A 15,041-nucleotide genomic window follows, 5' to 3' on the forward strand; every position below is an offset into this window, starting at 1 on the left:
CCACTTTATACTACCTATTGATGAGCGACTCATTAGATTACAGGTCTAATATTTTCTTCACATAAGATTAATATTATTAAATCAAATAAAAATCATACACTTAGTTTAATAATAGCCATAAATTCAAAAATAAAACCTTGATCATCTTCCTCAGACATGTATCCTTTACCAGGAATTTTAATTAGACCTCTAAAGGAAAAGTCGAATTATGATTACTGCCGCGCCATGGGTTGTCTACCCAGAAATACTGACAAAGGATGAAGAGAAGTGGGTATTTCGAGCTCCAAACATTAAAGATGGTGATGCTGTGCATCGGCTGATCGCTGAGTGTCCACCATTGGATGTCAATTCTGCGTACTGTAACTTTTTGCAATCTCAACATTTCAATCAGACTTGCGTTATTGCCGAATGTAATGATGAAATTGCAGGTTTCATTTCTGGTTATCGAAAACCGGATCATCCAAATGAGCTATTTATTTGGCAGGTGGCAGTATCACCAAGACATCGGGGTAAAGGTCTTGCCTTTCACATGCTGCAAGAAATTTTGATGCGTGATGGACTTGGTGACATTCGAGTCGTTGAAACAACGATCACCGATGACAACAAAGGCTCTTGGAGCCTGTTTAAGAAGCTAGATAAAGCCAATGGCAATCAAGGTGAAGTGAGCACCTTTTTATGCGAAGAGCAGCACTTCAAAGGCAAACACGATACCGAGTATTTGTATCACATTCCTTTGAACCGCTCTTAATGGCGCGCTCAAACTCACTCACACATTCACACACAGAAATAGGGTTAAAAAACGGTCCCGACATGGATATCTTCAAAAAGCAAGAATCAAAGGTTCGTTCATATTCAAACAACTTCCCAGTGGTTTTCTCATCAGCAAAAGGCTGTTGGTTATACACCAAAGATGGCGAGCGCTATTTAGACTTTCTCGCCGGAGCTGGGTCGCTCAACTACGGTCATAACAATGCCGTGTTTAAGCAAGCATTGCTTGATTACATTGATGCTGACGGCATCACCCACGGCCTTGATATGCACTCCGAAGCTAAAGCCGAGTTTCTGTCTGCGCTCAACACGCACATTCTGAAACCGCGTGACTTGGACTATAAAGTCCAATTTACTGGCCCAACAGGTACCAACGCCGTTGAGGCCGCCATGAAATTGGCTCGTAAAGTGACTGGTCGAAGCAATATCGTTACGTTTACCAACGGTTTCCACGGTTGTACTGCAGGCGCCTTAGCCGCGACAGGCAACCAGCACCATCGTGGTGGTAATGGCGCGCCATTAAATGGCACAGCCCGTATTCCATATGAAGGTTATGCAGGTATTGACAGCCTTGCACTGTTTGAAACCATGCTGACTGATAACTCAAGCGGCTTGGATAAGCCTGCTGCCGTTCTACTTGAAGTTGTTCAGGGTGAAGGTGGACTTAACGCGGCGAGCGATAAATGGTTACAACAGTTAGAAAAAATCTGTCGAGATAACGATATTCTTATGATTGTCGATGACATTCAGGCAGGTTGTGGCCGCACCGGTACTTTCTTTAGCTTTGAGCCTTCCGGTATTAAACCTGACATTGTGACGCTGTCAAAGTCACTCAGCGGTTACGGACTACCAATGGCGGTTGTTCTGCTTAAACCAGAGCTCGACAAATGGTTACCTGGTGAGCATAACGGTACATTCCGTGGCAACAACCATGCGTTTGTAACGGCAACCCAAGCCATTGAAAACTACTGGGCAAACGATGAATTTGAACAACACATTAAAGCCCGTGCAGAGCAGGTAAGTAAAGCGATTCAACGCACTCTGCGCCGCTACCCATCTCTGTTTGTACGGAGTAAAGGTCGCGGCATGATGCAAGGCATCGAATGCCAAAACGGTGATATGGCTTCTGATATTTCTAAAGCCTGTTACGAAAACGGCATGATCATCGAAACAGCGGGTCCAGATGATGAAGTAGTGAAGTTCTTCTGCCCACTGACGATTAGCGAATCAGAGCTTGAGCAAGGCCTTCATATTTTCGAACAAGCAGTCGATTCGGTTGCCGAAAAACTCACACGAAAAGCATCTTAAGGAAAAACCATGATTGTAAGAACTCTAGAAGAATGTAAAAACAGTGAACGTCGCGTTGTTGCAGACAACTGGGAAAGCGTTCGCATGCTTCTTAAAGACGACAAAATGGGCTTTTCGTTCCACATCACGACGATTTACAAAGGGACGGAAACGCACATTCACTATAAAAATCACTTAGAGTCCGTCTACTGCATGTCAGGCGAAGGTGAGATTGAAGTGGTGGGTGGTGAAACTTACCCTATTGCACCTGGCACACTCTATGTGCTGGACAAATATGATGAGCACTATCTGCGTGCGAAGCCAGGCACTGACATGGTGATGGCTTGTGTCTTCAACCCACCATTGACCGGTGCTGAAACACATGATGAAAGCGGTGTCTATCCGCTGGTTGACTAAGTTCTTGCCTTCGATCAGACCTTAGAGTCTGAGCTTAATAGAGAGGCTGAATGATCAGCCTCCTTCTTTACTGCCATAAAAAAGGAAATGAACATGACTTATACCGTTGAAAAGATTGGCGGTACGTCAATGTCAGCGTTTGACGCTGTACTTGATAACATTATTTTACGTCCGAATAACCCTTATAACCGCGTATTTGTTGTCTCTGCGTATGGTGGCATTACCGACGGTTTACTGGAATGTAAACACACAGGTAAAGCCGGTGTTTATCGTTATATCGCTCAGCGCGACGAGCAATGGAAGCAAGCCATGGCGGATCTTGAACAGCGCATGTTGCTGATCAACGAGAACCTATTTGCTGACCCTGTAAATCGTATTCGTGCAGATAAATTTATTCGCGCTCGAATTAGCGAAGCAATCAATTGTGTGAGCAACATTTTGGATACGTGTCAGTACGGACAATTCTCTCTTCGTCAATACTTGCCACAAATTCGAGAGTTTTTATCTTCAATCGGTGAAGTGCACAGTGCCTACAATACTGCACTGAAGCTAAAAACTCTTGGCGTGAATGCGCGATTTATCGATTTGTCCGGTTGGGATGATAAGTTAACCGGCGACTTAGACAGCGTGATTGAGCATGCATTTAAAGATGTAGATACGACTCGTGAACTGCCTATCGTCACTGGTTATGCCTACTGCGACGAAGGATTGATGAAAACCTATGACCGCGGTTATAGCGAGATGACCTTCAGTCGAGTTGCTTGTATCAGTGGGGCTGACCAAGCCGTCATTCACAAAGAGTATCATTTGAGTAGCGCCGACCCTCGTGTCGTTGGCCCAGAAAACGTATTGCCGATTGGCAAAACGAACTTTGATGTTGCCGACCAACTGGCCAATTTAGGGATGGAAGCCATTCACCCTAACGCCGCATCAGGTCTGCGCCAACAAGACATTCCGCTGCAAATCAAAAATACGTTTGAGCCGGAACACCCAGGGACGCTTATTTCACAGCAGTATCAACCTGAGCGCGATAAAATTGAAATTATTGCTGGCAAAAACAAAGTATTTGCTCTGCATATTTTCGACCAAGCCATGGTCGGTGAAGCGGACAACGTGAGTCATGAAATGATGGCGCTGATCGCCGATGCTCGTGTACAGCTGGTTGGAAAAGAAATGAACGCCAACTCAATCACCTACTACGTGAGTGGCAATACGGAAAGCTTAAATCATTTACTGTATAAATCAGAAAAAGCGTTCCCGAAATCAACCATCACTGGGTGTATGGTCGCGATGATTTCCGCGATTGGTGCATCAATCAACACCAACGCGACATTAAGCAAAGGTGTGCTGGCATTGATGGATAAAGACATTGCCCCAATCGCAGTTCACTCTTCGATGCGTAATGTCAACGTGCAGTACGTCGTCAATGATGAGAGTTATGAGGCAGCGATTTGTGCGCTACATGAAGCCTTCTTCAAAGCGCCAAGTATCGCGCCGCGTAAAGAAAAAGCAGTGTGCGCCGCGTAAAGCGATGGAGACCTTATCAAACCAAAACAGCGCCAAAAGGCGCTGTTCTTTTATAACCGCAAGACACTTAGGCCGTCAATGCTTCGTTTTGAGTACGATAAAGCACCATGTCTTCGATCGTCAGCACGGGCATATTATGCAATTTACCAAACGCGATAATTTCAGGCGTTTTAGCCATAGTGCCATCTGGATTGGTCACTTCGCACAACACGCCTGCTGATTGCAACCCCGCCATTTGCATTAAATCGACGGTCCCTTCAGTATGGCCACGACGCGTTAATACACCACCAGCGCGTGCACGTAGCGGAAATACGTGACCAGGGCGCGCTAAATCTTCAGGACGAGCATTCGGATTGGCCGCGGTTTTACACGTGGTAATACGGTCAGCCGCAGACACTCCTGTCGTAACCCCCACCTTGGCTTCAATTGAAACAGTAAATGCCGTCTGATTGGCGCTGTTATTGTTTTCAACCATCGGCGGCAACTGCAGCTTATTGGCTTGTTCATCGGTTAAACAAAGACACACGATACCGCTGCCTTCACGGATCATTAACGCCATTTGCTCTTGAGTTAAACTTTCAACGGCGCAGATAATATCGCCTTCGTTTTCTCGATCTTCATCATCGAGTAATAGGACACCCCGGCCTTGTTGCAACGCGGCAAGCGCATTTTCAACCCGAGTAATAGGATCGCCAAATTCGGCAAGTAGTGATGACTGATTCATGGTGAACTCCTGCTAACAACCAGAATCAGGGCGACTTAACAGAGAAGTGTAACTACGCGCAGCTACGCCAAACTTTAAACGTTTAACGCCGTTGCTATTCTCTTTCATCCGGACTGTAACCGTCGGCTCTGGAGTTTGACCAGATCTGCTGACCTCGACGCATCGAGCGCTCGTGGGCTCGTTTCATTTCATCTCGCAATGAACCACTTGAAACCTACCACCGGTGGGGAATTTCGCCCCGCCCTGAGAACAATTAAACAATGTGATTTCGCTCTATTTAAGCGAACAAAGTTAGTGTACTCCTTTCCCTGGCAAGAAAAAAGCTCAAAAACGACATGCTTAGCGTACAAACAGCCAGCGTATCAGTTTCGTAACCCATGACTGAAAACGCAGCATGATCATGCTTCTTGGCAGCCATTTCGGCGTAGTTAGCACAGTTTTCGCGTGTGACAATCGTCGAAAACCTTCAACACCGTGATAATGACCCATCCCGGATTCACCAATACCACCAAACGGCGCATCCTCGGCAGCGACATGCATCACGGTATCGTTGATTGCAATGCCCCCACTGTGGGTTTGTTCGATAATTTGACGTTGAAAGATAGGATCTTCACTAAATAAGTACAAAGCAAGCGGCCGTGGGCGACTGTTGATTGCACTGATGGCTTCACTCACTTGATGATAACCAATCACGGGCAAAATAGGACCAAAAATCTCATTTTGCATCAACAACATATTGCTATTGACCTCAGTGACAAGATGCGGCGCCATAAATCGTTCATCGCTGAGTTTGTCTCCCATCGCATGTACGTCAGCCCCTTTTTGTTTCGCGTCATGCAAATAGGCCTGCAATCGCCCCCATTGCTGCTCATTGATAATCTGGGTTTGTCTGGCTGCATGTGACGCAAGATAACGGCGATAGCGAGTACGAAATCGATGAACAAATGTCATTTCTTGTCCGTGCGGCACGAAAACATAATCTGGCGCCACGCATACTTGCCCAGCATTCAGCGTCTTACCAAGCATAATGGCATCGATAGCACGATTGATATCCGCATCATGGGCGATAATCACTGGGGATTTACCACCAAGCTCTAATGTCGTTGGCGTAAGGTTTTGTGCCGCTGCTTTCGCCACTAAACGGCCTACTGACGTTGAACCGGTAAATAATAGGTGGTCAAAAGGTAGCTGACTAAAATGCGCCGCAATCTGCGCATCTCCTTCGATCACATAGATATGTTCATCAAAATCAGCCAACATCTCACGCAACACTTGGTTGGTATGTGGTGTGTATTCACTGAGTTTGAGCATGACACGGTTGCCAGCCGCTAATGCCGTCACGAGCGGAGCTAAACTGAGATAAATAGGAAAGTTCCATGGCACCATAATGCCAACCACGCCAACAGGTTGGTATTCAACTCGAACTGACGATGGCGCAAGAAGCAACCCAGCTTTTCTACGGCTCGGTTTCATCCAACGCGCTAGGTGTTTCAAGCTGTACTTGATGTGATTAAGTGACGGCAAAACGTCGGCGATCAGAGAGTCAAATTCACTGCGCTGACCATAATCTTCACTCATCGCCTTAACGAGGATATTTTGCGAATCAAGAAGCGCATGTTGGAGTTGCTTAAGCCGCTGACAACGCGCCTCGTAGTCCGGAAATGGGTCTGCGGCGTAGCGATTTTTAAGTTCAGAAAACAGATGGCGAATGTCGATTTGCGTTTTGACATGTTCTCGCTGCCAGCGGTTGATATTGACCACACGTTCCATAGTTCGCCTATCCGATCGACTGATGTATTTATGATGAATTAATTTAAGCTAACGGGCCGAAAAAGCGCCAGCTGCCAGACAGTTAGATTAATAATGCGACCTTTTCACATCTTTACTAACCCAAATTTCACGGCCAAGCCATACCACTCATTTTAATAGTAGTCTGCTTCTGACAACACGTTCGACAGGCGTTAATTATGTCAAGAACGTGTCGGTTAACACTTAATTCTCAGTTATGAACTAGTGATTCCGTCAAGCTCTAACTAGAGTAGCGCCGAAATTTACCATGAGGATAATGATTAATGAATAAGCGTGTTGTTACTTTGAGCATGACGTTAGCGTTATTGGGAGGCTGTAACCAAGAGTCACTGGCCCCCTCATCTGCTAGCACTCAAGTGACCGCCGCGGATACCATCTATTTTGGTGGAGACATACTCACTATGGAAGGCGAGCTCCCACAATATGTGGAATCCGTCGCCGTTGCCGATGGAAAAATCCTGTTTGCCGGTCGTCAACAAAAGGCACTCGAGTTCCGTCAAGCCACGACCAATTTAGTAGACCTTAAAGGACAAGCCTTATTACCCGGCTTTATCGATACTCAAGGACAACTGGTTCAATACGCGATGTCACTCAATATGGCCAATATCGCGGCATCGCCCTATGGCAGCAGTGATGACTTTGCCAGCTTGCAAAAAACACTGAGAGAACACATCGCAGACCAACACCTAGAACCCGGTGAATGGGTTGTTGCTACCGGTTATGACACCACCGTTTTGCCCTCTCATCCCAACCGCCAATTATTGGATGCCGTGTCCACCCAGCACCCGATTTTGCTACTTCATGCTTCAGGCCGCATTGGAGCACTGAATTCTCGGGGGCTTGAACTTGCCCATATCACACCAGACACCCCTAACCCTCATGGTGGTGTTATTCAACGTGATGGACATAATCAGCCAAACGGCGTCATTGCTGAAAATGCACTTTGGCCAGTGCTGCTCAATTTGCCAATGAACACCGAAAGTGAACGACTAAAGCAGTTGGATGATGCGCAGCGCGTTTATGCCAGCCAAGGCGTTACAACGGCTCAGGATAGCTCGACAACACCACAAGATTTCGCGCTACTGAGCGATGCCGCGCAAAAAAACCGCCTGTTTTTGGACGTCATCAGTTATCCGATGTTAAACAAAATTGGCCAAGACTGGCAGCCTAATTTTAAGCACTATAACCACTATCAATCGAACCTCAGGCTCGGTGGGGTTAAATTAGACCTCGATGGCTCAATTGCAGGTCAAACCGCGTATCTGACACACCCTTACCACATGCCCCCTCACGGTGAGGATACCAGCTTTAAAGGGCGGCCTAACTACAGCGATGCGCAGGTTAAACAGTTAGTCAAACAAGCTTGGGCCAACCGCTGGCAAGTTCAGGCACATTGCAATGGCGATGCAGCCTGCGATCAGTTTTTGAACGCAATCAAGTCGATTAAAGGCGTGAAAAAACGCGATTGGCGGCCAGTCATGGTTCAGGCGCAATTAACCCGACCAGACCAAATCGCTGACATGAAAAAATGGCATGTTATTCCCTCGTATGAAATGACACACATCTACTTATTTGGCGATTTCTATCACGACTCAGCGATTGGTGAACAACTGTCTGCTCACCTTGACCCGGCTAAATCGACATTTGATGCCGGTATTCAGGCAACATTTCATACCGACTCACCTAAAATGCGTCCGGATATGTTGATGACCCTGTGGAGCAGTGTCAATCGCATAACACGTGCAGGTGCTTCGTTAGGTACAGAGGAAAAAGTGTCTATCTATCAAGGATTAGAAGCGATGACGCGTTATGCGGCTTATCAAAACTTCGAGGAAAAAACCAAAGGCACCATCACTCGGGGTAAAGTGGCTGACTTTGTGATTTTAGATAAAAACCCACTCAAGGTTGATCCACTCGAGCTGCGATCGCTAAAAGTACAGACCACCATCAAAAATGGTCACCCGATCTGGCAAAATATGGCGTTGTAACTTGCCACTCATTTACAGTGTAAACAAAGAAAAACCAGCCAATTAGGCTGGTTTTTCTTTGGGCAATGTTTTTGATGTTCAATATTGGGGGGTATCAGGAGCATCAATCTTTGTCTGCCACTGATGGACATTGTGACGCCAAATCCGGAAGCAAAAAAGTTAGAAAATCAGTTTTATTTAATCCCCTTTTGGGCCAATTTTGGCAAATTACGTCCGAGCCCAGTCAATAAACTCACAAAATAGGAAATAGCTGTGGTGAACATTTCTCATTATTCACTCCGAAATTCAATTATGATAGTTGACGCATGTTGAGTAGGAATATCAGTAATAAGCGAGGCAAAGTGTCACAGTTAAATCTTTTACGTTATTACCAGAGGCTGGCTGAGTTTGGGATTGGCGACACAACGAAAACCGCTCTCCCTCTGGTTGCCGAGCGTTTATTTACCAGCCCGAGACATGCACGTAATCTCCTCCATCAAATGCAGCAACTTAACTGGTTAGAATGGCAACCGAGAGCCGGACGCAACCAGCGGTCTGATTTAACATTACATATTGCTCTGGATGAGCTTAAGAGCCAACTTGCTTCACAGCAACTTCTGCAAGGAAAGTACGATAAAGCGCTGTCAATTTTAGACCATGACCAAGTCGCATTTGGTCGATTGTTACAGCGAACGTCTGGCGCTTCAATGCGCGAAGGACGCCTGCATATTCAGCTCACTTACAAACGTCCTTTTGAGCGTTTGGTGCCACATCAAGTTCACCGCTCCAGTGAGCGTTACTTGATTCGACAAATCTACAGTTGTCTCGTGACAAGCGACCAACATGGCCACGTACAGCCCGATCTCGCTCATCACTGGGATTATGATCCCAAGCATTATCGCTGGACCTTCTACTTGCGCCCGAGTTTGACCTTTCATGATGGTTCGCCGATTACCGCTGAGACTATCGTCAGCTTATTTGCCAAACTCACTCAATTAGAAAACTATCAAATTGAGTTAGCACACTTGGTCAATGTCAGTGCGCCAATGGCAAACCGTGTCGAATTCGAACTGAGCCAACCTGATCTTGGCTTTGCGGGTTTGATTTCTGGCGTCAAATACTGCATTCAGCCCATCAACCAAGTGAACAACACCACCCATACCGCGGTGACAGGCAGTGGACCGTTCCAAGTGTATAATCACGACCACACAAAGTTAGAACTGCATGCCTTTGAGCGCTACTACGCATCCCGCGCGTTAACCGACCAAGTCTCAATTTGGCATTGGCCTGAAGATAACCACGTATCGCAAATTGAAACCAATCAGCCTGAGGCGCATCATGTCCCCGTCGATAACTGTAATTATTACATTGCACCCGCCACGCAAAGCGACAGTCACAGCAGTAACATTGAACAGAGTAAAATCGAAGACGGCTGTATGTTCCTACTGTTTAACCAAACGGCCACGCCCAAACTGAGTGAAGAGCAAAGACGCTATCTCTCTTATCGTCTTTCCCAGCAAGCGATTTATCAGCAATTAGCCAAGCGAGGCACCCTATTTGAATGTGAAACGGCAATGAATCTGCTGCCACAATGGCACGATATTACACGCCCACCCGCTCAGCAGACCAACCTGCCTACTGAACTTTCAATTGCGGTCTACAACTATTCAGCACTGGTGTACTGTGCTCACGCAGTAAAGAGTTTGCTCGAACAGCTAGGCATCAGGGTGTCAATTACTGTCTATTCGTTTCGAGAGTTGTCTCAGCATGCTCGTCAGAAAACACTCGATGAAACGCTGATCGTCACCAATATGAATCTCGATGACAACCGCCACGCCTCCGCGTTCAGTTGTCTACTTGATAACCCTGTCCTGCATTATGCGCTTGGCCCCCAAGCCAGCCAGTGGTTAACCGATTCACTGTTTAACGTTCGCGCGAATCATTGCTTGGACGATTACCTTGAAGCATTGGAGCCAATCGCTTCTGCACTGATCAATGAATCCTGGATGATCCCAATGTTTCATCATCGTCAGACACTGCGTTTTCAAGACGTACTCAATGACGTCGCCCTCACTAACTGGGGCTGGCCAGACATTAAAAATGTATGGAGTGCAGGCAGTCGTTAACCTTTTCTATATCAGGCAAAACCTATTTTTGATAACTATCATGGTCACAAGATGCCTTTCTTAAGTATTCCTTAAGTTAGTTTGGATAACCTCTCCTTAATCCAGTAAAGGAGAGTCCAATGGAAAACTTATTCTCAGTTGATGGTCTTTATCTTGACATTATTGATACTAATCACTGCCAATGGAACCAAGCCAAGCACTACATTCATGAACGTTACGCCAAAGCGTTTGATGCTCAGCTAAATGATTACATGCCAGCGTTTATGGCATTAATGAAAGAGCAAGAATTTGTATCACTGTGTGGCTTTCGCGGCGCACAGAGCGGTGAATTGTTTCTTGAGCAGTATCTTGACATACCTGCAGACGTCATTGTCAGCCAGCAGTTTTCAACCGCAGTTAAACGTGAGCAATTGGTCGAATTTGGCCAGCTTGCTTCTTTCAATAAGGGCTTGTCACTTGTGCACTTTTTCTTGGTCGCTCAAGCCTTAGTGGCACGTAACTACCAATGGTGCATCTTTACGGCCACCGACCCGCTGTATGCCATGATGAAACGTTTTGGTCTTTCCTTGGTGACGATTGCAGACGCCGACCCAAACCGCATTCTCGATGCGACTTCAATTTGGGGTAATTACTATCAACATCAGCCACGAATCGTCGCTGGCCATTTGGTGTCTGGATTAGCCCATCTTAATGCACGCTTAGCATCGAGCCGCAGCCACGCAGTAGGAGAACGCTAATGACGATACTCTCTAAGCTTAGTGATTGGGCCAAGCTGCGCCCCGAGAGGCCAGCACTGGTTGGTCACGATGCACAAGGCAGTGAGCTTAGCTTAAGCTATGCACAGCTGTGGCAACGGGTTCAAAATACGGCTAAGCAATTAAAACAGCTTAATCCTCACTGCATTGCGCTGCGCGCGGAAAATAGTGTCGACTGGGCGGTACTTGATCTCGCGGCGCTCGCCAGTGATATCAACTTACTGCCAATTCCGACGTTTTTCTCACAGCAACAAGTCACTCATGCTCTTGACTGCGCAGGGGTGGATTGGTTAATTGGCGACTGGCCTGAATACGGTGAGCCAAGTCGCGACTCGCTGGGTGGTTTTGCCTGCGTTGCTTATCCCAATCCCCGCCAAGCCGCTTGCTTAAACGGCACCTGCAAGGTGACTTTTACATCTGGCTCCACAGGAACACCAAAAGGTGTTTGCCTTAGTCGAGCACAGCTTAATACCGTCACTCAGAGTTTAGCCGCTAGCCTCGCGACAGAGATAGAAAAACATTTGGTTTTGCTCCCGCTGTCGACCCTGCTGGAAAATATCACCGGCATATACGTGCCAATTACCCTCGGGGTCACCAGTTATATTTATCAAGGGGCGCAGGTCGGTCTCATTGGATCAAGCCAATTTGACCCAACCATGTTTGCAAGCATGCTGCATCAGGTTGCACCACACAGCTTGGTTTTAACGCCAGCGCTGTTAATGGCTTTGGTTAAGATCGCTGAGCACAACCCGGCATTAGTCACATCACTGCGTTTTGTTGCTGTTGGCGGCGCGAGCGTCGCAGCACAGTGGATCGAACATGCTCACCAGCTTGGTATTCCCGTATATGAAGGTTACGGCTTATCTGAATGTGCATCCGTGGTATGCCTTAACACCCCCACTCAATTCAAACCCGGCAGTTGCGGCAAAGTGCTACCCCACCTAGAACTGCACATTGCAAGCGATAACGAAGTCTGGGTCAAAGGGAATACCGCCCTTGGCTACATCGACCAACCGTTTCATGACGAGTGGTATCCGACAGGCGATTTAGCCGATATCGATGAGCACGGGTTTGTCACCCTTTGGGGACGGAAAAAGAATCAAATCATCACCAGTTTTGGGCGCAACATTTCACCAGAATGGATTGAAACCACCGCACAAAAATGGCTACTTGGCACACCCATTGTGGTGGTTGGTGACGCGCAATCTTGCTTAACCGCGGTGATCTGCAGCGATAAAGATATGACGTCGCCTATCGCCAAGCTAAATCAAACACTGCCAGATTACGCACGCATTAATCGTGTGATCTACAGCGCGAAAATCGCTCAGTTACCCAACCTCTACACCACCAATGGACGCCCTATTCGCCACCAATTTGAACAATGGGTACTAACACCACCAGCGTTTGTCACAGTGAAAACATTGAACGCATTGGAGCAAAACAGAGAGGAAATCCACATGACACCATTTTTTGAGACATTAAAGCAGCAAACCCAAACCGCGCAGCAGCACATGTTGCAAGCTCCGATATTTCAAGCTTGTCAGCAAGGTAAAGTTAGCCGTGCCATGTACTGTGACTTTCTTACTCAGGCGTTTCATCACGTGAAACATACGGTTCCTCTGCTAATGGCATGTGGAGGAAAACTGTCGATGAATGATGAGTGGTTACGTGCCGCGATCGGCGAATACATTTCAGAAGAGCAAGGTCACCACGAATGGATTCTTAATGATTTAACCGCCTGCGGTGCCGATGCACAACATGTACGTGATAACCGTTTAGAAGGCCGCGTTAGCCCAGAGATTGAATTGATGGTGGCCTATCTCTATCACCAAATAGACCGGGGCAATCCGCTGGCTCTGTTTGGCATGGTTTGGGTATTGGAAGGAACCAGTGTCGGTGTTGGCGGCGCCATGGCTGAGCTAATTCAAACCCACCTTGGTTTGGGGAATGACGCCATGAGTTACCTTACTTCACACAGTGTATTAGATGCCGACCACATTCAGTTTTTCGAAACATTGATGAATCAAATCACCAATCCAAGCGATCAACAGGCGATCATCGATTCCGCCAATATGGTGTTCTCACTGTATGGACAAATGCTTTATGGCCTAACCGAAAACTCTCGCGAATTAGCCGCATAAGGAGTCGATGATGGAACTGAACAATAAACGAATTTTGCTCACTGGTGCCACTGGTGGTATTGGACAACAAGCCGCTCAATTGCTCGCAGAGCAAGGGGCGAGGTTGCTGCTTGTTGCACGCAATCAGCAAAAACTTGAAGCGCTCATTGCTCGTCTATCCAACCCTGATGTTCACACTACGCTGAGTGCGGATTTGACCACCCGCGCAGGAAGATGTGCGTTGAATCAACAGGTTGAACATTGGCAGCAACAAGGGAAACGCCTCTCTGTCATAATTAATAATGCAGGCAGTAATCAGTTCCAATTTTTATCTCAACGAAGTCATGACACTTTGGAAACTGAGCTTAACCTCAATTTGCTCACACCGATTTTGCTCAGCCAAATGGCTATGCAATGGCTGGAACGCCCAGGATTGATCCTTAATGTCGGTTCAACATTTGGTGCCATTGGTTACCCTGGCTATACCAGTTACTGCGCCGCGAAGGCAGGCCTGCATCGTTTTAGCGAAGCCTTAAACCGAGAGCTTGATGGGGCTGGGATCAACGTGCTTTATCTCGCGCCGCGAGCCACTGACACCGACCTTAATAGCGCTGCAGTGCAAGCCATGAATAAAAAACTGGGCAATCACAGTGATTCGCCTCAGGTGGTCGCTCAGCAACTTGTCGAGATGCTGCAACAAGAGCAGGCCACACGCTGGCTGGGTTGGCCAGAAAAACTGTTGGTTCAAATCAACCAGTGGTTCCCAAGCTTAGTCTCAAACGCCATTCACAGACACCAAAGCGTTATTCATGATTGCCTGACCGAAACACCGTTAAGCCATCATCACGACGTTGAGCCCAATGCTTCATTCACTTCTGCCGAAAAACACTTATAAGGAGGCGCACATGACTCGTCTATGGATTCCTTTCATCGCACTACTCAGCAGCGCATTGTTCACCAACGCGGCACATGCGAGCGCTGATCCTTTGGTCACCATTCAGAAAAAATGGGCACAATGCCAATACCAGCGCTCGCAAGAAAAACAGCAAATTTACTGTTTTGAGCAGCTAATCAAACGCAATCAACAAGCTTTGAATTCGGCGCCGACACGCGCTGCTCTTAAGTTGTGGCTGGCCATCAATAAAAGCTCCTTAGCCGGCGCCCAAGGTGGTATTGCGGCACTCTCTTTAGTCGAAGAAGCCAAAGAGCTTTTAGAGCAAGTTATTGAGCTAGCGCCAGAAACGCTCGATGGCTCCGCGTACACGAGTTTAGGTTCGCTATACTATAAGGTACCGGGATGGCCAGTGGGTTTTGGCGATGACGACAAAGCCGAGCATATGCTTAAAAAGGCCTTAGCCATTAATCCAAACGGTATCGACCCCAACTATTTTTATGGTGACTTCCTCGCTGAGGATGGGCGGGACAAAGAAGCGATTCAATACTTAACCCGAGCCCAGAAAGCCCCACCTCGAGCCGAACGTCCGCTCGCAGACCAAGGACGACAACAAGAAATCGCGGCGAAGTTAAAGGAGTTACAATAA

Annotated in this window: 12 protein-coding genes, 1 pseudogene and 1 riboswitch; of the genes and pseudogenes, 11 read left to right on the forward strand and 2 right to left on the reverse strand. The window is 47.1% G+C overall.

Features of this window, described 5'->3' with window-relative positions; genetic code table 11:
• Positions 1-208: 208 nt before the first annotated feature.
• From ectA to M1D72_RS06805, 4 genes are all read left to right on the forward strand, one after another.
• A complete protein-coding gene (gene ectA, locus M1D72_RS06790) occupies positions 209-748 on the forward strand; it encodes a diaminobutyrate acetyltransferase (protein ID WP_456295025.1) in 540 nt (179 codons plus the stop codon).
• A 62-nt stretch (positions 749-810) separates the two neighbouring features.
• A complete protein-coding gene (gene ectB, locus M1D72_RS06795; RefSeq protein ID WP_390192383.1) occupies positions 811-2,076 on the forward strand; it encodes a diaminobutyrate--2-oxoglutarate transaminase in 1,266 nt (421 codons plus the stop codon).
• Positions 2,077-2,085: 9 nt separating this feature from the next.
• Entirely contained in the window at positions 2,086-2,472 is a 387-nt protein-coding gene (locus tag M1D72_RS06800) for an ectoine synthase (RefSeq protein WP_456295026.1), read from the forward strand.
• 93 nt (positions 2,473-2,565) lie between these two features.
• Positions 2,566-3,999: an aspartate kinase gene (locus M1D72_RS06805; RefSeq protein WP_456295027.1), complete on the forward strand. Its 1,434-nt coding sequence runs from the start codon at positions 2,566-2,568 to the stop codon at positions 3,997-3,999.
• Positions 4,000-4,066: 67 nt separating this feature from the next.
• Here M1D72_RS06805 and ribB read toward each other — a convergent pair whose 3' ends face one another.
• A complete protein-coding gene (ribB, locus tag M1D72_RS06810) occupies positions 4,067-4,723 on the reverse strand; it encodes a 3,4-dihydroxy-2-butanone-4-phosphate synthase (protein ID WP_456295028.1) in 657 nt (218 codons plus the stop codon).
• Positions 4,724-4,815: 92 nt separating this feature from the next.
• Positions 4,816-4,978: riboswitch (FMN riboswitch) on the reverse strand.
• Between the two features lie 84 nt (positions 4,979-5,062).
• Positions 5,063-6,493: a coniferyl aldehyde dehydrogenase gene (locus tag M1D72_RS06815; protein WP_456295029.1), complete on the reverse strand. Its 1,431-nt coding sequence runs from the start codon at positions 6,491-6,493 to the stop codon at positions 5,063-5,065.
• Positions 6,494-6,795: 302 nt separating this feature from the next.
• Here M1D72_RS06815 and M1D72_RS06820 point away from each other — a divergent pair, with 302 nt between their 5' ends.
• The 7 genes and pseudogenes from M1D72_RS06820 to M1D72_RS06850 all read left to right on the forward strand — a co-directional run bounded on the left by M1D72_RS06820 (position 6,796) and on the right by M1D72_RS06850 (position 15,041).
• Positions 6,796-8,520 (forward strand): amidohydrolase, encoded by a 1,725-nt coding sequence (locus M1D72_RS06820; protein WP_456295030.1) that lies wholly within the window; start codon positions 6,796-6,798, stop codon positions 8,518-8,520.
• Positions 8,521-8,861: 341 nt separating this feature from the next.
• Positions 8,862-10,625: an SgrR family transcriptional regulator gene (locus tag M1D72_RS06825; protein WP_456295031.1), complete on the forward strand. Its 1,764-nt coding sequence runs from the start codon at positions 8,862-8,864 to the stop codon at positions 10,623-10,625.
• Between the two features lie 119 nt (positions 10,626-10,744).
• A complete protein-coding gene (locus tag M1D72_RS06830) occupies positions 10,745-11,362 on the forward strand; it encodes a thermostable hemolysin (RefSeq protein WP_456295032.1) in 618 nt (205 codons plus the stop codon).
• Positions 11,362-12,291: pseudogene (locus tag M1D72_RS06835) on the forward strand (AMP-binding protein); the annotation flags it as partial. The gene M1D72_RS06830 and the pseudogene M1D72_RS06835, both read left to right, overlap by 1 nt.
• A gap of 546 nt (positions 12,292-12,837) precedes the next feature.
• Positions 12,838-13,521, forward strand: a complete 684-nt coding sequence (locus M1D72_RS06840; RefSeq protein WP_456295617.1) for a TenA family transcriptional regulator — start codon at positions 12,838-12,840, stop codon at positions 13,519-13,521.
• 10 nt (positions 13,522-13,531) lie between these two features.
• Complete coding sequence (locus tag M1D72_RS06845; RefSeq protein WP_456295618.1) at positions 13,532-14,395, forward strand: SDR family oxidoreductase; 864 nt, start codon at positions 13,532-13,534, stop codon at positions 14,393-14,395.
• A gap of 10 nt (positions 14,396-14,405) precedes the next feature.
• Complete coding sequence (locus tag M1D72_RS06850; protein WP_456295033.1) at positions 14,406-15,041, forward strand: tetratricopeptide repeat protein; 636 nt, start codon at positions 14,406-14,408, stop codon at positions 15,039-15,041.

This window comes from Vibrio sp. AK197, assembly GCF_053903115.1.